The 19,817-nt window shown below is 59.1% G+C and carries 17 protein-coding genes; 5 read left to right on the top strand and 12 right to left on the bottom strand.

Translation table 11 applies throughout. The features are described from left to right. Positions 1-77: 77 nt before the first annotated feature. The gene (locus NRG23_RS08305; protein WP_124302308.1) at positions 78-1,091 is read left to right on the top strand and encodes an AraC family transcriptional regulator; all 1,014 of its coding nucleotides are present in this window, start codon (positions 78-80) and stop codon (positions 1,089-1,091) included. A 23-nt stretch (positions 1,092-1,114) separates the two neighbouring features. Here NRG23_RS08305 and NRG23_RS08300 read toward each other — a convergent pair whose 3' ends face one another. The 5 genes from NRG23_RS08300 to NRG23_RS08280 form a co-directional block, all read right to left on the bottom strand. Beyond that, positions 1,115-1,744, bottom strand: a complete 630-nt coding sequence (locus tag NRG23_RS08300; RefSeq protein WP_038631322.1) for an HAD family phosphatase — start codon at positions 1,742-1,744, stop codon at positions 1,115-1,117. 149 nt (positions 1,745-1,893) lie between these two features. Beyond that, positions 1,894-2,508 carry a hypothetical protein gene (locus NRG23_RS08295; protein ID WP_198920003.1) on the bottom strand — a complete coding sequence of 205 codons (615 nt, stop codon included), beginning with the start codon at positions 2,506-2,508 and terminating at the stop codon, positions 1,894-1,896. Positions 2,509-2,558: 50 nt separating this feature from the next. Further along, positions 2,559-2,702, bottom strand: a complete 144-nt coding sequence (locus NRG23_RS08290) for a hypothetical protein (RefSeq protein ID WP_157756462.1) — start codon at positions 2,700-2,702, stop codon at positions 2,559-2,561. 107 nt (positions 2,703-2,809) lie between these two features. Further along, positions 2,810-4,582, bottom strand: coding sequence for an acyl-CoA dehydrogenase C-terminal domain-containing protein (locus tag NRG23_RS08285; protein ID WP_028682096.1), 1,773 nt, complete (start codon positions 4,580-4,582; stop codon positions 2,810-2,812). Between the two features lie 123 nt (positions 4,583-4,705). After that, positions 4,706-6,328 (bottom strand): acyl-CoA synthetase, encoded by a 1,623-nt coding sequence (locus NRG23_RS08280; protein ID WP_257374347.1) that lies wholly within the window; start codon positions 6,326-6,328, stop codon positions 4,706-4,708. A gap of 182 nt (positions 6,329-6,510) precedes the next feature. On the opposite strand from NRG23_RS08280, the gene NRG23_RS08275 reads away from it, so the two are divergent. The 3 genes from NRG23_RS08275 (at position 6,511) to NRG23_RS08265 (ending at position 9,890) form a co-directional block, all read left to right on the top strand. After that, entirely contained in the window at positions 6,511-8,400 is a 1,890-nt protein-coding gene (locus NRG23_RS08275; RefSeq protein ID WP_257374346.1) for a PAS domain S-box protein, read from the top strand. Continuing rightward, positions 8,397-9,032 carry a response regulator transcription factor gene (locus NRG23_RS08270; RefSeq protein WP_124301293.1) on the top strand — a complete coding sequence of 212 codons (636 nt, stop codon included), beginning with the start codon at positions 8,397-8,399 and terminating at the stop codon, positions 9,030-9,032. The genes NRG23_RS08275 and NRG23_RS08270 overlap by 4 nt, the downstream gene beginning before the upstream one ends. A gap of 93 nt (positions 9,033-9,125) precedes the next feature. Beyond that, positions 9,126-9,890: a hypothetical protein gene (locus NRG23_RS08265; RefSeq protein ID WP_257374345.1), complete on the top strand. Its 765-nt coding sequence runs from the start codon at positions 9,126-9,128 to the stop codon at positions 9,888-9,890. An 876-nt stretch (positions 9,891-10,766) separates the two neighbouring features. On the opposite strand, the gene NRG23_RS08260 is transcribed toward NRG23_RS08265, so the two are convergent. The 7 genes from NRG23_RS08260 to NRG23_RS08230 form a co-directional block, all read right to left on the bottom strand. Then, positions 10,767-11,168 (bottom strand): type II toxin-antitoxin system HicB family antitoxin, encoded by a 402-nt coding sequence (locus NRG23_RS08260; protein WP_092418556.1) that lies wholly within the window; start codon positions 11,166-11,168, stop codon positions 10,767-10,769. Between the two features lie 35 nt (positions 11,169-11,203). Beyond that, on the bottom strand, positions 11,204-11,386 hold the full coding sequence (locus NRG23_RS08255) for a type II toxin-antitoxin system HicA family toxin (RefSeq protein ID WP_124301294.1): 183 nt from the start codon (positions 11,384-11,386) through the stop codon (positions 11,204-11,206). Between the two features lie 289 nt (positions 11,387-11,675). Continuing rightward, complete coding sequence (locus tag NRG23_RS08250; RefSeq protein WP_257374344.1) at positions 11,676-11,957, bottom strand: hypothetical protein; 282 nt, start codon at positions 11,955-11,957, stop codon at positions 11,676-11,678. A 400-nt stretch (positions 11,958-12,357) separates the two neighbouring features. Next, positions 12,358-12,714, bottom strand: coding sequence for a hypothetical protein (locus tag NRG23_RS08245; RefSeq protein WP_257374343.1), 357 nt, complete (start codon positions 12,712-12,714; stop codon positions 12,358-12,360). Beyond that, positions 12,699-13,253 carry a hypothetical protein gene (locus NRG23_RS08240; protein ID WP_257374342.1) on the bottom strand — a complete coding sequence of 185 codons (555 nt, stop codon included), beginning with the start codon at positions 13,251-13,253 and terminating at the stop codon, positions 12,699-12,701. Before NRG23_RS08240 ends, NRG23_RS08245 begins: the two co-directional genes overlap by 16 nt. A 349-nt stretch (positions 13,254-13,602) precedes the next feature. Beyond that, entirely contained in the window at positions 13,603-17,634 is a 4,032-nt protein-coding gene (locus NRG23_RS08235) for an NACHT domain-containing NTPase (RefSeq protein ID WP_257374341.1), read from the bottom strand. 325 nt (positions 17,635-17,959) lie between these two features. Then, on the bottom strand, positions 17,960-18,508 hold the full coding sequence (locus NRG23_RS08230; RefSeq protein ID WP_257374340.1) for a YniB family protein: 549 nt from the start codon (positions 18,506-18,508) through the stop codon (positions 17,960-17,962). A gap of 409 nt (positions 18,509-18,917) precedes the next feature. Between NRG23_RS08230 and NRG23_RS08225 the strand changes: the two genes are divergently transcribed. Next, positions 18,918-19,571: a peroxiredoxin gene (locus NRG23_RS08225; protein WP_028682903.1), complete on the top strand. Its 654-nt coding sequence runs from the start codon at positions 18,918-18,920 to the stop codon at positions 19,569-19,571. Positions 19,572-19,817: the final 246 nt, after the last annotated feature.

The following is a 19,817-nucleotide window of genomic DNA, read 5'->3' as shown; positions in this document are numbered from 1 at the left end:
ACCCCGGCCTATGCCAAAAGCGCTCAGCCGCGCTGGCGTTTTTTGCCATGTTCACAGCCACAGAGAGCAGTCATTCCATGCGGGAAAAGGATTCGGTCGCGGTCTACTTCGTGCAGGTCATGGTCCACGCCTTGCGTGAGCGGCCCGAGCGCCTGGCCGCGGTGCTGGCCGAGGCGGGCATCGATCCGGCCTTGCTCGGCCAGCCCGAGGCGCGGGTGCCGGCCAGCGCGTTCGCGGCCCTGTGGCTGATCCAGATCCGCGAGCTGCAAGACGAGTTTTTCCAGCTCGATTCCCACGGCCTACCGCCGGGGGCTTTCGCCCTGATCTGCCGGGGGCTGATCCAGGAGCCGACCCTGGAAAAAGCCCTGCGCCAATGCCTGGCCAACTTCGGCCTGTTCCTGCGCGACTTTCGCGGCAGCCTCAGTGTGCGCGGCAAGCGCGCGGTGCTGAGCCTCGACAGCCAGCCTCGCGATGAGGCCACCGGGCGTTTTGGCGAAGAGACGTTCCTGGTGCTGATGATCAGCCTGCTGTGCTGGCTCGGCGGGCGGCGCATTGCCATCGACCGCGCCGACTTCCGTTATCCGCGCCTGTCCCTGAGCGACGATGCCTTGCTCTGGGGACCGAACCTGACCTTCGGCGCCGAGCGCACCGAAATCGAGTTCGCCAGCCGCTTCCTGCGCTTGCCGGTGGTCCAGGACCTGGCTTCGCTCAAGGTCTTTCTGCGCAGCGCGCCGCAATGGCTGGTGATCCGTTTTCGCAACCAGCACGGCCTGGCGACCCAGGTCTATCAACGTCTGCGCCGCAGTCACTACAGCCAGTGGCCGACCCTGGAAGCCTTCGCCGGCGAGGTGCAGGTCAGCCCCAGCACCCTGCGGCGGCGCCTGGAGCGCGAGGGCGTGTCGTACCAGGAAATCAAGGACGAAGTGCGCCGCGGCATGGCCGTCGAACTGCTGCGCCAGAGCCGCGCGAGCATCGGCGAAATCGCCGAGCGCACCGGCTTCCAGGAGCCCAGCGCCTTCCACCGCGCGTTCAAGAAATGGACTGGCGAAAGCCCGGGGCGCTACCGCGCGCGGTACCAGCCGACAACCTGACGGGCTGGCGCGCCCGCCTCAGTTCAAACCGACAACCCCAACCCCAACGCCTGCAACTGGCGCCGGGTCTCAGCCGCCGACTGGTGGTGAATCGCATTCCAGCCCAGGGCCTTGGCGGCGACGATATTCGGCGCGTGATCGTCGATGAACACCAGCTCCTGGGGCGCCACCTCCGGCAGGTGCGCGCGGATGCGTTGCAGGGTGGTGTGGTAGATCTCTGCGTCAGGCTTGATCTGCCGCTCCTGCCCGGACACCACGATGTCGCGAAAACGCTGCAGGAACGGATAGTTGTCCCAGGCATAGGGGAAGGTTTCCTGGGACCAGTTGGTCAGCCCGAACAGCGGCATCTGTGCCAGGTGAAGGTCTTCCAGCAAGGCCACGCCGTCATCCAGCTGGCCGCGGAGCATTTCCGGCCAGCGCCCGTAATAGGCCTCGATCAGGGGCGCATGTTCCGGGTGTTCGGCCACCAGGCTGCGGGTCGCTTCGGCCAGCGTTCGCCCGGCGTCCTGCCGGGTATTCCAGGCCTGGGTGCAAATGGTGTCGAGGAACCATTGGCGGCGGGTATCGTCAGGGATCAGTTGGCGGTACAGATGGTGCGGATTCCAGTCGAACAGCACGCCACCAAAATCGAAAACCACAGCACGAATTGTCATGAGCACGTCCTTTGAGCGGTTGTGGGTCAGGGCAGACATCCTGCGACGGTAGGCGATGCAATGCAATTTGCCGGTGGCCCGGGCCCGGTTTCCGGCGCAGCGACATGCGCTGCTCGCCGGGCTGTTCGAGCCGGGGCCACAGCCCTCTTTCAGTCGACAATCACCTGTTCGTTCGGGTCATCGCCCAGGCACACCGTCAGCTGTTGCCCGGCCTTGTTGAACGCACAGTTGGGCAGGGCCTGCTGCTTGATGAAGTTCAGCGGCGGGAGGAGGAACACGCCGGCGAGGATCAGCGCGCCGACGGTCCGGGGCAGCAGCACATCCGCGCTAGTGGCGACCGGGCGGGGCTTGAGGCGCCCACGCCGGTACCAGTACAGACCGCTGAAGACCAGGCCGCAGCCGATCGCCATGGCGTAGTCCAGCTCCCAGGCTTGCGGGCTGAAGATCAGGTTGCCGTCGGCATCGTCCGGGTAATTGATCCGCCACCAGGCGCCCAGCAGCAGCGGCACCAGGCCGGCGACGATCCAGGCCAGGCGGGCGCCGGGCATGCGCGTGAGCAGGGCCAGGCCCAGGCCGAGGGCGCAGAGGAGCCAGATGCCGAGGTACAGCTGAAAGCCCATGGCCCCGCCGAACAGGGTGCCGCTGACGTCCCGGGGGACGATCAGTTGCAGATCGGTAAACACCATCACGGACAGCGGGGCCGCCACGGCGATTCCGCTCAGGAGGGCGTTGATCCATAACCACAAAGTGAACAGGCGATGCATGGGCGTACTCGACAAAGACAGGAAAGGGGATGGCACGGGGCGTGCCGGATTCAAAGGAATGGCAAGCCACTGCCGGTGGCGGACAGGGCCGGTTCACCAGGCTGGAATGGGCGAGTAGCGAAGGTGCGGATCAGGTGTGCAGTGCCGGGCAGCAGCATGGCTGGCCGGGCAATGATCGGGGCAGGCGCCAACACGTTTCTTCCTTGGGCGGTGTTCGGGGCGCGCAGTATGCAAGGCCGCCGCCGGTTTTGCATCAGCCGCCGTGCAGCAGGGCGGGGCACAGAGGCCCCGCCCGAGGGGGTTAGAACTGCTCCGCTTCCAGGCCGAACAGCGAGGAACTGCCGGCGCGGATGCTCTGTTCCAGGCTGAGGATGCGTGGCAGCAGGCGGCTGAAGTAGAAGCGCGCCGTGGCCAGCTTGGCGCCGTAGAAACTTTCGTCCTCGGCGTGCTTGTGCTCGGCCACTTGGGCCATGCGCGCCCACAGGTAGGCGTAGGCCACATAGCCGAACAGATGCAGGTATTCGACACAGGCGCTGCCCACCGCGTTGGGGTTTTGCACCGCCTGCTCCCGTAGCCAGTCGCTGAGGTCTTCCAGGCGCTGCACCGCGTCCAGCAATTCGGCGGCGTAGGCGGCGCCGGGCAGGTAGGCGTAGTCGCGGATCTCGCCGGTGAACAGGCGCAGGGCCACGCCGCCGTTGCCCACCACTTTGCGGCCCAGCAGGTCGAGGGCCTGGATGCCGTTGGTGCCTTCGTAGATCTGCGCGATGCGCACATCCCGCACCAGTTGCTCCTGGCCCCATTCGCGGATATAGCCGTGGCCGCCGAAGACCTGCTGGCCGAGGATGCAACTGTCCAGCCCGGTGTCGGTGAAGAACGCCTTGGCCACCGGGGTCAGCAGCGCCACCAGGGCCTCGGCGTTGTGCCGCTCGTGGGGCTGGTCGGCGAACTTGGCCAGGTCCAGCTGCTGGCCGACGTAGCTGGCGAAGGCCCGGCCGCCCTCGGTCATGGCTTTCATGGACAGCAGCATGCGCCGCACATCGGGGTGGACGATGATCGGGTCGGCGATCTTGTCCTTGGCCACCGGGCCTGCGGGCGAGCGGCTCTGGATGCGCTCGCGGGCGTAGGTGCGGGCGTTCTGGTAGGCGTTCTCGGCGCAGCCGATGCCCTGGATGCCGATCGACAGGCGCTCGTAGTTCATCATGGTGAACATCGCCGCCAGGCCCTTGTTGGCTTCGCCGATCAGCCAGCCAGTGGCGCCGTCGAAGTTCAGCACGCAGGTGGCCGAGGCCTTGATGCCCATCTTGTGTTCGATGGAACCGCAGCTCACCGCGTTGGCCTGGCCGAGGTTGCCCTGGGCGTCGACCTGGATCTTCGGCACCAGGAACAGCGAGATGCCCTTGGGCCCGGCCGGGGCGTCCGGCAGCTTGGCCAGGACCAGGTGGATGATGTTTTCGGTCAGGTCCTGCTCGCCGCCGGTGATGAAGATCTTGCTGCCGCTGATCCGGTAGCTGCCGTCGGCCTGGGGTTCGGCGCGGGTGCGGATGATCCCCAGGTCGGTGCCGGCATGGGCCTCGGTCAGGCACATGGAACCGGCCCAGCGGCCTTCGTACATGGGCGGCAGGTACAGTTGCTTGAGTGCCTCGCTGGCGTGGGCGTCGATGGCCAGGCAGGCGCCGGAACTCAGGGCCGAATACAGGGCGAAGCTGGAATTGGCGGCGTAGAGCATCTCTTCGAACTGCACCGCGAGCATCTTCGGCATGCCCATGCCGCCGTAGGCCGGGTTGCCGCTCAGGCCGACCCAGCCGCCCTGGATATAGGTGCCGTAGGCCTCCTTGAAACCGGCGGGGGTGCGCACCCGGCCGTTGTCCCAGGTGGCGCCTTCCTCGTCGCCGCTGCGGTTGAGCGGGGCGATCAGCTGGCCGGTGACCTTGGCCGCCTCTTCGAGAATCGCGTCGGCGGTGTCGGCATCCACCGTCTCCGCCAGGGCCGGCAGCCGGGCCCAGAGCTTGGGCGCGTTGAACACCTCATGGAGAACGAAGCGCATGTCGCGCAGGGGGGCGTTGAATTCGGGCATTGCAGGAACCTCGGGCAAGAGTGGAGGTTGAACGGCCGGGGCCGGGTGATTCAAAAAGGCTAGACCCCGCCATGCCGACTCCCAGCAGGACAACGACGTGCGCGGGGTTTCTGTCTATTCAAACTAGAGGTTTTTCGCCATGTCGCGCAGGACGAACTTCTGGATCTTGCCGGTGGAGGTCTTGGGCAACTGGCTGAACACCACGGTGCGCGGCACCTTGAAGCCCGCCAGGTGTTCCCGACAGAAGGCGATGATCTGCGCCTCGCTGACCTGCTGGTGATCGGCCTTGAGGGTGATGAAGGCGCAGGGCGTCTCGCCCCATTTCTCGTCGGGCCGCGCCACCACCGCGGCTTCCAGCACCGCCGGGTGGCGATAGAGCACGCCTTCCAGTTCGATGGTGGAGATGTTCTCGCCACCGGAAATGATGATGTCCTTGAGCCGGTCGCGGATCTCCACGTAACCGTCCGGGTGGGTCACCCCCAGGTCGCCGGTGTGGAACCAGCCGCCCTCGAAGGCTTCGGCGGTGGCGCTGGGGTTCTTCAGGTAGCCCTTCATCACTGTGTTGCCGCGCATGAAAATCTCGCCGATGGTCTGGCCGTCGCGGGGCGTGGGTTCGAGGGTTTTCGGGTCGGCCACCATCACCCCTTCCAGGGTCGGGTAACGCACGCCCTGGCGCGACTTGATCTGCGCCCGCTGTTCCAGGGGCAACTCGTCCCAGGCCGCGTGCCAGGCGCACAGGGTTACCGGGCCGTAGACCTCGGTCAGGCCGTAGACGTGGGTCACCTTGATGCCCATTTCCTCCACCGCGCCTATCACCTTGGCCGGTGGCGCGGCCCCGGCGACCATGGCATTGACCGGGTGGTCGATGGCCGCCTTGGCCGAGTCCGGCATGTTCACCAGGGCGTTGAGCACGATGGGCGCGCCGCACAGGTGCGTGACCTGGTGCTCGCGGATCAGGTTGAGGATCTTCTGCGGGTCGACCCGGCGCAGGAACACATGGACCCCGGCCAGGGCGGTGACGGTCCAGGGGTAGCACCAGCCGTTGCAGTGGAACATCGGCAGGGTCCACAGGTACACCGGGTGGTTGCCCATGGCCCAGGTCATCTGGTTGCCCAGGGCGTTGAGGTAGGCGCCGCGGTGGTGATAGACCACGCCCTTGGGGTTGCCGGTGGTGCCCGAGGTGTAGTTCAGGGCGATGGCCTGCCATTCGTCATCCGGCCACTGCCAGGCGAATGCCGGGTCGCCCTCGGCGAGGAAGGCCTCGTAGTCCAGCTCGCTGACCGGCTGGCCCTCACCGTACTCGGGGTCGTCGAGGTCGATCACCAGGGGCGGCTGGTCGAGCATGGCGACGGCGGCGTGGATCACCTCGTGGAATTCGCGGTCGGCGATCAGCACCTTGGCCTCGCCGTGGGCCAGCATGAAGGCGATGGCCTCGGCGTCCAGGCGCACGTTGAGGGCGTTGAGCACGGCGCCGATCATCGGCACGCCGAAATGGGCTTCGAGCATGGCCGGGATGTTCGGCAGCATCACCGCCACCGTGTCGTTCTTGCCGATCCCGCGCCCGGCCAGGGCCGAGGCCAGGCGCTGGCAGCGGCTGTAGGTCTGGGCCCAGGTGCGGCGGATCGAACCGTGGATCACCGCCGGGTAATCGGGGTAAACGGCGGCGGTGCGCTCGATGAAGCTCAAGGGGGACAGGGCGATATGGTTGACGGCCGTCGGCGCGAGGCCTTGCTCGTAGATGGACATGGTTCGGGTATCCGGTGGCTGATTGTTAGCTCTATTGGCCGAGAGGCTTTTTGGCCGCGCTCGGTGACTTATCCGGAGGCTTTTATATACTGCTTGGCAATGGATATGGAAGTACTACCTGAGTTGTATAGTATTTCTACTATATTAATAATTCGCTGATCCAGCCCGCAGGTTTATCGACAATGCCCACCTCCACCCACTTGAGCCGCTGGCTGCGCCTGCAGCGTGAAGGCCGGCTGCCGGATTCGCCCTGGCTCGGCCATGACCCGCAACCCAGCCTGTTGCTGGACGCCGAGGCGCGGCCCGTGGATCTGAACCCGGCGCTCCGGCAATGGCTGGATGCCGAGGCGTCGAGCGAGGTCGCGGCGCTGCTGCCGGTCAATCACCCGGCCCTGGTCCGCGCGTGCCTGGAGCAACAGCGTGCCATCGAAGAGGTCGAGGCTCAGTGGGGCGAGCGGGTGCTGCTCTGGAGCTTTATCCCCGACCCGCACCGGCAACGGGTCCTGGCCCGTTGCCGCGAAGCCACGGCGCAGATCCTCGCCGAGCGTGAGTCGGCCACGGCCCGGCGCCTGTACCGGCTGATCACCGAGAACACCACCGACCTGATTTCCCGGCATACCCCGGACGGCACCTTTCTCGACGCCTCGCCGGCGTCCTGGACCCTGCTCGGCTACTGGCCCGAAGAGCTGCGCGGGCGCCTGGCCCGCAGCCTGTTCCACAGCCAGGACCTGGCCGGGCTGACGCAGCGCACCCGGGACGCCCTGGAGCAGGACGGCTACCACACCATGACCTACCGCATCCGCCATCGCGACGGCCATTACCTGTGGTTCGAGACCGCCTGCCGGGCGATCCGCGAAACCTACACCGGGGCGGTGGTGGAAGTGGTGGCGGTGTCCCGGGACATCACCTCCCGGGTCCAGGCCGAAGAGAACAAGCGGCGCCTGGCGGAAGTGGTGGAAGCCAACCCCGACCCGGTGCTGTTCATCCAGCCGGGCGGCGCGGTGACCTACCTCAACCCGGCGGCCCGGCGCACCCTGGGCCTGGAGGCCGGGCAGCCGATGCCGGACCTGGCAAGCATCCTCACCCCGGAGGTGCTGCACAGCCTGCAACGCGAAGGCTGGCACCGCGCCGAACACACAGGCCGCTGGAGCATCGAGGCGCGCCTGCAACCGCCGGCCGGCGGCGCGTCGGTGCCGGTGTCGCTGATGCTGCTGGCCCATCGCGCGGCCAGTGGCGAGCGCTTCTATTCCCTGGTGGCCCACGACCAGAGCGAACGGGAATTGCGCGAGGCCCAGCAGCGCCATCACCAGGACGAACTGGCCCACACCGCGCGCCTGGTGACCCTGGGCGAACTGGCCTCGGGCATCGCCCATGAGATCAATCAGCCGCTGGCGGCGGTGGTCAATTACGCCAACGCCAGCCAGCGCTATCTGCAAGCCTTGGATACTCAACCCCAGGCTGTGCAAAAGGTCGCCCAGGGCCTGGAGCGGATCGCCGAACAGGCCACCCACGCCGCCGAAGTGATCAAGCGCCTGCGGGCCTTTTTGCGCAAGGGCGGGCGCCGGGTCCAGGCCCTGGACCTCGCCGAGGTGGCCCGGGAAACGGTGCGCCTGTGCGCCTGGGAAGCGCAGGCCTGCCAGGTGACGATCGAGCTGCGCCTGGCGGATAATCTGCCGCCAGTTTACGCCGACCGGATCTTGCTCGAGCAGGTGCTGTTGAACCTGTTGCGCAACGCCATCGAGGCCAATCGCGAGGTGCATCCGCAGCAGGGTTCGCAGATCGTTCTCGGTGCCCAGGCCAGTAGCGAAGGCGGGGTCGAGGTCAGCGTCAGCGACCAGGGCCCGGGCGTCTCCGCCGAGCAGCTGGCGCAGCTGTTCACCCCGTTCTACACCAGCAAGGCCAACGGCCTGGGGCTCGGGCTGTCCATGAGCCGCAGCATCGTCGAAGGCTTCGGCGGCGACTTGCAGGCCCAGCCCCAGAGTCGCGGCCTGAAGATGTGCTGCCACTTGCCGGCGACGGCTCCGGCGCAAGCCGATTCACCCACCCAACCGACAACAGGAGCAAGGCAATGACGAGTGCGACGCAGCAGCTGGTGTATGTGGTCGACGACGACCCGGGCATGCTCGACTCCACCGTCTGGCTGCTGGAGTCGGTGGGCCTCAAGGCGGTGCCCTTCACCAGCGGCCGGGAGTTCCTCGAACACTGCGACCCGAGCCTCGACGCCTGCGTGCTGCTGGATGTGCGCATGCCCGGCATGGGCGGGCTGAATGTCCAGGAAGAGCTACGCCAGCGGGATATCCACCTGCCGCTGATCTTCGTCAGCGGCCACGCCGACGTGCCCATCGTGGTGCGGGCGTTCAAGGCCGGCGCCGTGGATTTCATCGAGAAGCCCTACAACGAACAGCTGCTGCTGGACAGTGTGCAACAGGCCCTGAGCCGCGCCGACGACCGCCACAGCCGCAACGCCGGGCAGGCCCGGGTCGAAGCGCGCCTGGAGAGTCTTACGCCGCGGGAGAGGGATGTGTTGCTGCCGTTGGTGCAGGGCTACAGCAATCGCGAGATCGCCGAGCAGCTGGGGGTCAGCGTCAAGACCATCGACCTGTATCGGTCACGGGTGATGAAGCGCATGCAGGCCGAACACCTGCCGGAACTGGTGGGCATGGCCATCGCCGTCGGGCTGGTGGACCCGCTGCAATTGCGCTGAGGCTGCGGCCACCGCACTTTTTGCGTTTTTGCGGTTCTATTCAGGGCCAGGCCGCGCCGATCCCCCGCGCGGCCAGAGTCCAGAACGGTGCCGATGGTTTATCCGCTTTCTCGTTGTTTTCTGCACGTCTTTTGCCTGCGTATGCTGCGCCAGCCGTTGTGGCTGGCCGCTGTCTTGATGGTCTGCGCCAGTGGCTGCAGCCAGCAGCAGGGGCGTGACATGGCCCACCAGTTCAGCAATGGCAAACCCCAGGAGTTCTTCCAGACCAGCGTCGACCGCATGGCCACCCTGAGCATGCGCGACAACCTGCAAAGCCTTTACTTGCTGATGAACAAGCTCTACCTGCGCAACCCCAACCAGTGGCGTGAGTGGGGGTATACCGATGCCACCAGCGCCGCGCGGGATATCCGCCAGGCCATCGAGCAGCAGAAGGACTTGCCGGCCCTGGGCAACCGTCGCGACCTGGCGGCACTGAGTTATGCCTTGAGCCCGGAGTTTCGTGGCGACCGGGTTGGCGCCTTTATCTATGCCATTGGCAGCATGCTGGTGACTGCCCATGGCGGGCGCACTGAGTTTTTCATGACCGACACTATCGATCCGCAGTTTGTCAGTAATGCTGCGCGCAATATTGAAAAGGCTACCTGGATGCTCAGTCAGCGGCAGGGGGCCAATGGGGAGTTGTTGCTGTTTTCCAATGAGATTTCGGAGGAGGGCAGCAATCTGAGTTTTGCTGTGGAGTTTGGGAAGATTGTGGCGCGTCTTGACCTGCTGACTCAGATGCTTGACGAGCGTTATCGGCGTATTGGCCTGAACTACGCGCAGAGTTTGTTGTTGATGAATTTTTTGCCGGTGCAGTAGGGGCTCGATCTTCTTGGGCACATATCCGTTGCTGCGGCCACGGCTGCTTCTGTAGGAGCGAAGCTTGCTCGCGATGGCGTCGGCTCTGGCACTGCATTTCTTGGACGGTGTACATATCCATTCCTGCGGTCACGGTCGATGGCGGTGGTGTGGGCCTCTGTAGGAGCGAAGCTTGCTCGCGATGGCGTCGGCTCTGGCGCCGCATTTCTTGGACGGTGTACATATCCATTCCTGCGGTAACGGCCACTTAGGGTTCCGCCCTTACGGCGGGTCACTTTGGAAGATCCGGAAGCCGGCCCAGTCCAAAGTAACCAAAACGCTTCGCCCCACCACTCGGTCCCTCACCTAGGCTCGGCATACCCTCACTCCGGCATTGATCCGTGGGCCGCCGCCACAGGCCATCCATGGCCTGGGGCGGCTAACCCGGCATCCCTGCCGGGTTACCCACGGCTCAATGCCTGCGTTCGGCCATCGTGGTTAACGGGGCGTTCAGATCAAAAGCAAAAGCAAGAGCAAGACGGCGGCCTACCGGCCGGCCTGGGGGGTGAGTACGCTCCCTGTAGCCGCTGCCGAGCCCTAGCGAGGCTGCGATCGACCGCGAAGCGGGCGCAGGATCTTGAGACCGCTGGAGGACCTTCGGTCCTATCGCAGCCTCGCCAGGGCTCGGCAGCGGCTACAGGTTTAGCGCCGACTGGCAGGGCGCGCATTTTGATCTACCCGCCCCACCGGAACGAGCAACCATGTCGAAACTCAAGCCGTTTCGGCGAAATTTTTTTGATCTCGGACCATAGCGTTCAGATCAAAAGCCAAAGCAACGCGGGGCGGCCTGCCGGTCGGCCTCGCGTCCGGGGTTGTGCGTAGGGGGCTTCTCGGTTCTTAACGCCCCAGCTTTTCCATCGCCGCATCTGCCAGAAAAGACGACCGGCTCTTGATGTTGTGCTCCCGCACAAAGCGGTCGATTCGTTGAATCACGTAGCCCGGCAGGGTCACATTGACCTTTTCGGTTTTGCCCAGGTAAGGCGTGATGTCGATATCCAGCATGCCCCAGCCCATCCCCTCGAAGTCGGGGTTGGCGCGGTGTGTGCCGGTGGGCGAGGGCAGGGGAATGGCTTGTCCCTCACGGGCCAGTTCTTCGAGCATGACGTGGGCGATCTCGATGGCGGCGCTGTACGCGGCCTCGAAGGTGTCGCCGGCGGTGACCGCGCCAGGAATGTCAGGAATCTGGATGCCGGTAGCAGTGTGCTCGTCGCCCCACTCGATGCAGATGGGATAGTGCACGGGGATCTCCTCAAAAGGTGCGAAGGCTGAAAGGGCTATATCAGCCCGGCCAGTTTCTGGATGGCCCTGACCGTCCCCCGTGGCAGATCCTTCCTCGGGTGAGGCACCGGAACGGTCTCGGGCCGGTAGGGATGCTTGAACAGATGATGGCTGCCGGTAACGCGCTCCAGCACCCAGCCTGCGGCTTCAAGCTCCTTGATCAACTGTCTGCTTTGCACCTCCATCTCCTTATTGGGGTGAGAGGTGCTTTATAACTCCAGGCGCATAGTAGCGCAGGTTGAATTATGTGTCTGGAGTTATGTATCGGGGCATGTCGTTCAGAGTGCGTCGCTACGGAATTGACACTCCCTGTAGCCGCTGCCGAAGGCTGCGATCGGGCGCGGAGCGCCCGCCAAACCTGGCCACGCGGTGTAACAGATAAATCCGGGAGGCCGGATGTGCGTCTGCTGCGCAGCCGATCGCAGCCTTCGGCAGCGGCTACAAACAGCCTCCCAGGCTCAATAGCACTCAGGGCTCCTGCGCCGTGCGCCACTGAATCACCTCCAACACCGCACACCCTTCCCGGGTCAGCAGATGCACCCCTCGGGTCACCCGTGCCAGATCGCAGTCGGAAACATCTTTCAGGTTAAGCGTGGACAGGCTGTCCATCAGGTCGCGCACCACGGTGAAACGATGGGCTGCGCTGCTGGCCAGATCGCTTAAAGGTGCTTGAGTATCGAGGTAGAAAACCGCTTGATCGGCGTCGTGGGTATCGACGGGGGTGAAGCGCGAGAGTGGCTGGTCAATCATCGGTGCAGCTCCTGTGTAGGGAGCAATCACCTGTGTTGCCGACGACGAGGAAAATGACCGTTGTACGCGTATATGACGACCGGAGAACCACCGCGCACAGCCGTCATAACATCCTGTCGCGAGCACCAGATAGGCGACTGCAAAGGTGTTGTAGATGCTGATGCTGCGTTGTAATTCGACCGGCCAAGGTCGTTCGCGAATTTAGCTGCGACGCCGAACTATAGGAGCGGCGCTTAAACGCTGCAACCGTACGCTGGCTGAGATGTTTGAGTGGTTGTGTCAGAGCGTTAGCGGCGACGGTGGTGGGGCGTAATTACATTGACTTGACGCCCCTCTGTTGCTGCGACCCTTTTTTATTTCTGTTGTTGATCATGCGCTAATGTCAGTTCATAACCGAACCTCAAAGCCTGCAAGCAATTTCCTTCCACATGTAGTCGTAGTTGTACTTCAGCCATAGAACCAGCACCTTATCAAACTGCCTGCGTAACCAATTACGCTTCCGCGCCGCCAGCCTTTCCTCGATCCTGGCTCTGAGCCAGTCGGGGTCAAAGCCTGTCCAGACAGAGGGCAAGACTGCTGCAAGGTTGGAGAAGCACACGGGTGCCACTTCTAAATAAAAGATTTCGTAGAGTACGTCAGGATCGACGCCTTTGACCTGTCGCGCGATGTAGTCGTAATCGGTCGGAAAATAGTTGAATGGCTCAGACAGTGCGGTTCTGACTTCTGTCAGTTGTGGCTCGGTCAGAAAATGTCCCAATGCGAAAACTCCTCCAGTTCCTCATCAAGCGAGTCCGCGACCACGCCGCCTGCGGCGCCACCAACCACTGATCCCGCCAAGACGACCGCGATTGCACAGATCGGAGCTCCAGGGCCACACAACGCACTGACGCCCATCCCAGCTAGTGCGCCGCCTAACGCACCTCCTCCGACGAGGATGCCTTGTCGGGCCGTTTCTTTTGGTTTGTTCTCAGCATTCAGGATTTGATAAGTCGCCAGCGCAGCGGTCACGAGAACGCCGAGTTTGCCCATGATCAGCATTTTTTTAGTGCCTTTCGTGAACTTGGCATCATCCCGGCCGGCGGCTTCCAAAATGGTGTAGTGAACCTTCTTTTGCTCTGCGGCTGAAAGGTTTTCATAGCTCTTTTTGAAGAGATCGTTGGAGTAACGATCCAAAAGCCATTTTAGTGTCCTACCGTCTTTTTTCTTCCTTTGAACGACCGCCAAGCCCTGCGCAGAAGTTAACTTGCGATGTCCAATTAGTAACCCTCGCATAGGACGATAGAGACAGAAACGCACAAAATGCTCCGCTTTTAAAAACTACGAGTTCGCTTTTGGCCAGAAACAGTCGGTCGTGATTGTATCCAATAGGGTAACCATGAAACTGATGGAACAAATGAAGGCCGGGTACGCGTCTAGATTAAAAGTCGAAGGTAAAATTTATCAGGTCGCGCGCGACCTCTCCCCCTTTAATAACTCAGATGTCTAGATCATCAACGAAGTGCCCTGTTTTATACAAGCTCAGGCTATAGAGGGCTCATTGCATTAGGCGACAGAGCGCTCTTGCGAGAAGAGGGCAAGGGAGTTATTGCAATTTCGAATAGCCGCTTGAGCCAGCCCCCCCCCCAATCTCTACGCATGGAATGGACTATGCACTTGGCAAACTTCCCGATCTAGATAGGTCCAGCACAAAAACATCAAGCAGTCCTTTTAACTGTTGTGGCAGGTTCGCTTCTATACTCAGTTTCATTTCTTGTGCGGATGTAATACCTTGATTTTTTCGACCTGCTATTAGTTCATTTTTACCAAACCAGAGGACGAGATAAATCCCTTGCTGCTCTGCATCCTGATGAATCGAGTAACGCTCATGCAGTTGGCCTTGCGCGGCAGTGTATAGCTCTGAATGCCATTGACCTTTAACCTCAGTAACGAGCAGTTTTCTTTTACCACTGATAAGTTTTGTTGCGGTGAAATCACTACGATTGCCTCCTTTCAGCTGATGCTCTGGGGTAATAATTATACCTCTTGACTCAAGCCGGGTACTAAGGCGCTCAGCAATGATCTCGGTACACCTTAACTCACCTAAGCGTTGTTTTTTTTCATAAAAACGGCTTCCTGAATTAAACTCACCGCCGTCTATAACACTCTGGAAAAGTTGAAGCTCATCAATTATAAGTTGACGCATCCCCTCCACCGTAACAACAAAATCAGTGTCTAGTAGGCATACAATATCTCGTGGAGTTGGCGCCTCGTAATTCCTGAGTGCTTGCTTTCTAAGCTGAGTGCTATAAATGCTACTTAGATCTCTGTGCATTTCTTTATAGCGGCTATCTGCAAGAAGATCACTAACGACAGGTATGGTTTCATCGGCTTCTAGCAAAATCAAACTCCATACCAACTCTCTTATGAATCGATAAGCTTTTTCTTCTCTCGGGCTATCGCTTCCCCACTGGCTAGGCAATTTCACCTCAGGCCAGTGACTGACGAATGCGTCAAGAATAGTTTTTACTTTCACAGCGGTCAAACTTGGCCATTGTGAGTCGTTGTGCTTAAACTGACCCGAGCGTTCATAAAATGCAAAAATATTATCGGCGTCAGCTTGAAGCCAGTCCCACTGAGGCTTCGAAATATCACTAATAAAATAGAAGCCGCAAACAAACCAAAATAAGCGCCTTTGCTTCAAGCTCTGACAACTTTTCCCTTCAGAACAAAGGGGCATCAATGCGGTGCAGCGGTCCTCAATAATAGCTTTCAACGCGTCACGATTTCCGCACTGAGCAGCGATATCAAACAAAACACTGATCGTATCGAGATTTAAGTTATCAAAGCGAGCCAACCATTCAATAGCCAGATTCGAACGTAAGCCGCTAAAAACTTCATCCCCTTGCAGCAGCCAGACATCAGGAGTGTTACATTCAGAAATCGCAAACTGACTCTCAATATAAGTTCTGATAAAGTCTTCCGCGCTTCCCTCTTCAGCAAAAATCAGCCTATCAACCTCACTCTTAAGCTCACTACTTTCCTCCTCGCTAACAGAGCTGTAATAAACGTTAATATTGGCCCTCAATGACTTCAATAGTCGCAAATCAATACCTTCCAGGCTATGCTTTTCCCGCATAATTTCCAAGCAGGCAGCAAACAAGATTCGCACGGCCACCGACCCTTTAGACGCGCACGACAGAACCGCAACTTCAGAAAGATCTGGTACATATAGACTTATAAAATCTATACAGTTCCTTAGTGCATTTTTTGCAATTAATTCATCACCAAACTCTTCTTCAATTTCATTCGACTGCATTAATGACAGGTTTGCTAGCCGTACCAAGCTCTGCCAGTGCGAACCCGACTCAATTAACCCTCTATTTTCTCTAATGTATTGCGCATTTTTTTCACGAACAATTTTTCGTTTATGACGACTCCTGTTTATTTTTCTCCTAAGATTAAAAGGCATACCATATAGCTTGTCGAATTTCGATGCTGATCTTTTGGCATTGACCCACTCCCCCATGAAGGCAGGCTTTGCAAGTGCTTGGCTACGTAGGTATCGCCGCAAGTCGTCAGTCCCTCTGGGATTGGCACCTTGCTGTTTTTGATGGGGCGGAATACAAGTTGACCATAAGATCGGGTTATCTGATTCAAAAGCAAGATCCGCTAAGAACTTTGTATCTTCACGATACAGCACTAGCCCAGAGTGAGAATGAAATTCAAACTTATGTAGTTTTGTGTTGAGTATCTTTTCACGATCTGTTAATGCTCCAAGTGCGTTGGCGATAATTCCTTGGCGTAGTTTGATGTCGCCTTGCAATACCTCGACTGCTTTACTTTGACTTGCACTTATCTGATAAGTGTAGTTTAAGTTTTCAACCCACTTCCAAACTCTGGCTGGGTCATATGGCGGCGCCACTACGGCGAAGTAACGATCAAGTAATGAGCCAATAATCTTGCTAGTGCCAGTTTTGCATCCACACTCGTAGACCTCTTTGCCGCAAGTGCAGACAAGATCCAAGCACAGGTCATCCAAAAGCCATTCAACTGTTCCCCGATCTAGGCACTTAATTAGCTGTTTTAGAAAATAACGAGATTCTACAGTTCGCTGGTATCGATCGTATCCTTTCGGATAGAGACCAGCACAAACGCGAAAAAAATCTAAAATAATAGAACGATCATATTGTTGGGGGAGCGCGCTTTTGATGATCTCAGCTGCAACTCGTAGAGAAGCACGTGAAGCCTCAGAGATCAGTGCCATCAGGTCGAATTTATGGTCGCGACCATCAATTGCAAGCAAGCATCTGCTCACCAGAAATCTTGTGCCCTCAGATTCGGAGGGAGTTAATAGTAGGTTCACTAACTCACCTTCAAGTTGTTCGGCTTCTTTTGAACTGATTAATAGCTCTAGAATTAGATCGCGGAGATGTCCTTCACTGTCTGATTTTAAAATAGGCCGAACCTCATCGATAATATCTTTTGTAAAAAAGCCGGCTACACTGAAACTCCTACCAAAGTCACCTCTTCTAAAATAGGGATCTATTGATTCAATTTCTTTTAGCTTGCGAATAAGCAATCGTTTTGAAGATGATTCAAGCAGTGACGGATCGCCGTTTGCCAGCACAGCATATGGATCCAGTTGGATAGCTGCTACTTGGATATCTCTATTGCCTAACGCAGCCATCCATCCAATAAGGCCGCGCAGCTCATCCCGGACGATGGAATTGGGCGCAATAATGGGAAGACATTTTGTTAATGAGAGAGAGTCCTGTGTCTCCCCAATGCGATTCGCTAAATAGCTTGCTGCACAGTATTCTGCGACAACTTTGTGGACAGGGCGATGCTGATCGGGAAAATTTCCAGGCTTGAACAGTCTCGTCGCTAGAATGTCAGCATAGTTCTCATTTCTCTTGGAAAGGGACCCCATAAAAGGGTAAATCCGGCTCTCATTTGCCTCGCTTTTAGTTACACCATCAGAACCACATAGGAGCAGCTTTGCAAACACTTCAGACCCGAAAGATACCTTTTCAGCGATTGAGAGTGAGTTAGGCTTGTTTGCAATCTTAGGATTCGCTTCTCTTGATAAGCGCTCTACTGCGAGGGAAAAAATAGATCGTTTATTCGCAAAATGCCTTCCACTTTCTACGAAGGCATCTGCGAACAGCTTTAGAAATTGAGGGTTCGGAAGCAGGGAATCCAAATCAAACCTAGATACTTCATTTTTGAAGGTTCGAAAATGTTCGCCCGGAACATGCTGGTCAAATATAGTTTTTTGCTCATCTTCATCGAACTCACATAATCGCACCACAAGTGGGGATTGCCCTAGGAAATCGGCAAATGCCTGAGTCGACGATGTGCCCCACTCACTTGATCGACTCGAAATGACAACATGGTTTGGATCAGATTTTTTGGCGTGCGCAAGTAGTCTATGGATGCCCGTTTGATCGATTTTCGCCAGTTCATCAAAAGCATCGATGACCAAAGAGGTGTTCTTTACATCAACCCCCAAATGACTGAAAACGTTAGCAGTCACACAGGCCACTCCTAACCGTTGCGCAAGGCTTTCCAGCAACGAAGATTTACCGCCGCCCGGTTCAGACAGAACAACGACGTAGTCCGAAGCGAGAAGCAATTCCTCTTCAGTATACGTCCTATCATCAGCTGTGAGCTTGCGAGGTAAGTAGTAAGGGTTCATTGTGGCAGACTCATCCATTGAAACGCATAGTGCGTTCTAGCGACCTATAGATGGGCATTCAAAACAATATGTTTTGGATGTATTCCATGAGCTTACGATATTTTTCAGGATGTGTGAGAGGTGTGGCGTTATTAGTAGGATGCCTAGCGCAAATTCGACCGACTGCTTTTGGCCGTTTGCTGCCGATTCTGATCATTGCCGTATGTGGACCATTTTGTGTTTTGGCTCCCATGGCGACTTCAATACATTAGAAGCGCTCTGAAAAGGCCTCCGTGATTTGGCGCAACCCATGAACATCACAGAGAGCTCAATCCACCACCGGACATTACAAAATGTGCAACATCCACAGCACGCCCAGATAAATCACGGCTACACCCAACGGCAGCACACAAAGCAGTCGAACCTGCGAAAAGAACGAAGGCACGACGCCTACCGGGGTGGAGTCTTCCAGTTGCTGGAGTGTCATGACCGCAACACCTTCTTCTGCTGGCGCGTTGAGTCGAGCCTGGATCTGCGGTTCGACCTCTTCGACTTTGCGCATCAAAGCCCGGCCCCAGGTGAACAGTGCCGCGCCGACGAAGATCAGCAGGTAGATCACCAGGAATTTCCAGTGGGGCGGGTTGCTCAGGCGGATGAAGTCGGGGGTGGGGCTGTTGTCCCAGAACCACTCCAGGGGCTCGGTGTTGTTGTGGACCATGGACACAAAGTCCTTGATCTGGCGGTTGAGGAGCGCCGCGGCGTCGCTGTAGCTGTTCATGCGCCAGTTGAGCATTTTCAGGGTGGAAAACAGGGTGGAGATCAAGGCGCCGGTAAACAGCAATGCGCCTGCAGCGATGGATAGCCGGTATTTCAGTTGGGCCTGGGTGTAATTCATCTTTCGCGTCCTGCGATGAAGAAAAGGGGCGCAATACTATAGTCCGTCGCCCCTGATCGATAGGGGCGGCCTTAGGGCCTTGAAGGCTTCAGCCGACCCGCCTGCGACCCTCGCTATTCCATCTTCGGCTGGACGAGCCAGCCCATGCAGCACGTGCAAGACGTCTTTAAACGCTACGCCCCAGGGCTCGTTGACGGTGTTGCAGGGGGTAACCTGCATCCGGAGCAGGGCAGCAACCTACAAGCCCGGCAGTGCGACACTGTCGGGCTTTTTTGTCCGCGCTCACCCGGCCCTGGCGCGTCTCCTATACTGATTCGCGCCGACAGGTTCACGGCGTACCCGAACGCCGCCGCAACAGCCGTCAGTTCCCTGACAACTACCCCTCCCAGTCACTGCAAGGAGACCAAACATGGCAATCCGCATTGGCGACGAAGCACCCGATTTCACTGCCGACACGACCGAAGGTCCGCTGCACTTCCACGAGTGGATCGGCGATAAGTGGGCAATCCTGTTCTCCCACCCCAAGGACTTCACCCCGGTGTGCACCACCGAGCTCGGTTATATGGCCAGGCTCAAGCCGGAATTCGACAAGCGCAACACCAGGATCGTCGGGCTCAGTATCGACCCGGTCAGCGACCATAAGGCCTGGATTGGCGACATCCAGGAAACCCAGGGGCATGCGGTCAACTACCCGATGATCGGCGACGAAAACCTGGTGGTGGCCAAGCTCTACGACATGATCCACCCCAATGCCAGCGGCGGCGCGCGCACTGCCGTGGACAACGCCACCGTGCGTTCGGTGTTCATCATCGGCCCGGACAAGAAGGTCAAGGCCATGCTGATCTACCCGATGAGCGCCGGGCGCAACTTCGATGAAGTGCTGCGCCTGCTCGATTCCCTGCAACTGAATGCCAAGCACACCGTCGCCACCCCGGTGAACTGGCGCCCGGGCGAGGACGTGATTATTCCCACCTCGGTATCCGACGAGGACGCCAGGAAGAAATATCCGCAAGGCTTCAAGACGCTGAAACCCTATCTGCGGGTCGTGGAACAACCGAAGTAACGCCCACCGACAAGGGCTCGCTCATGGAGCTGGCCTGCGGGGATGACGCGACGCCGGACAGGGTTCACCCGGCAAACCGCCGCGGCGCCGCAGTCACTTCCATGGGGTTGCTTTTAGCCAGGATGGGCAGCCACTGCCCATCCGCGGTTCGAACAGTCCGTTTTGCCTTCGACACCGCTGAGCGCAGGTTGAACCCTGGGCGCGGCTGGATCTGTTGACGCAGATGCTCGATGAACGCTACCGGCG

Source organism: Pseudomonas sp. T8 (assembly GCF_024610635.1).
Taxonomy (GTDB): domain Bacteria; phylum Pseudomonadota; class Gammaproteobacteria; order Pseudomonadales; family Pseudomonadaceae; genus Aquipseudomonas; species Aquipseudomonas chlororaphis_I.
This window is presented reverse-complemented; position numbering and strand designations above follow the sequence as displayed.

Excerpts from the sequence above, each read along its gene's own strand:
- NRG23_RS08250 (WP_257374344.1), bottom strand. The coding sequence starts at position 11,957 with ATGATTGACCAGCCACTCTCGCGCTTCACCCCCGTCGATACCCACGAC.
- NRG23_RS08275 (WP_257374346.1), top strand. The coding sequence starts at position 6,511 with ATGCCCACCTCCACCCACTTGAGCCGCTGGCTGCGCCTGCAGCGTGAA.
- NRG23_RS08235 (WP_257374341.1), bottom strand. The coding sequence starts at position 17,634 with ATGAACCCTTACTACTTACCTCGCAAGCTCACAGCTGATGATAGGACG.
- NRG23_RS08285 (WP_028682096.1), bottom strand. The coding sequence starts at position 4,582 with ATGCCCGAATTCAACGCCCCCCTGCGCGACATGCGCTTCGTTCTCCAT.
- NRG23_RS08295 (WP_198920003.1), bottom strand. The coding sequence starts at position 2,508 with ATGCATCGCCTGTTCACTTTGTGGTTATGGATCAACGCCCTCCTGAGC.
- NRG23_RS08300 (WP_038631322.1), bottom strand. The coding sequence starts at position 1,744 with ATGACAATTCGTGCTGTGGTTTTCGATTTTGGTGGCGTGCTGTTCGAC.
- NRG23_RS08305 (WP_124302308.1), top strand. The coding sequence starts at position 78 with ATGCGGGAAAAGGATTCGGTCGCGGTCTACTTCGTGCAGGTCATGGTC.
- NRG23_RS08225 (WP_028682903.1), top strand. The coding sequence starts at position 18,918 with ATGGCAATCCGCATTGGCGACGAAGCACCCGATTTCACTGCCGACACG.
- NRG23_RS08270 (WP_124301293.1), top strand. The coding sequence starts at position 8,397 with ATGACGAGTGCGACGCAGCAGCTGGTGTATGTGGTCGACGACGACCCG.
- NRG23_RS08265 (WP_257374345.1), top strand. The coding sequence starts at position 9,126 with ATGGTTTATCCGCTTTCTCGTTGTTTTCTGCACGTCTTTTGCCTGCGT.
- NRG23_RS08280 (WP_257374347.1), bottom strand. The coding sequence starts at position 6,328 with ATGTCCATCTACGAGCAAGGCCTCGCGCCGACGGCCGTCAACCATATC.
- NRG23_RS08230 (WP_257374340.1), bottom strand. The coding sequence starts at position 18,508 with ATGAATTACACCCAGGCCCAACTGAAATACCGGCTATCCATCGCTGCA.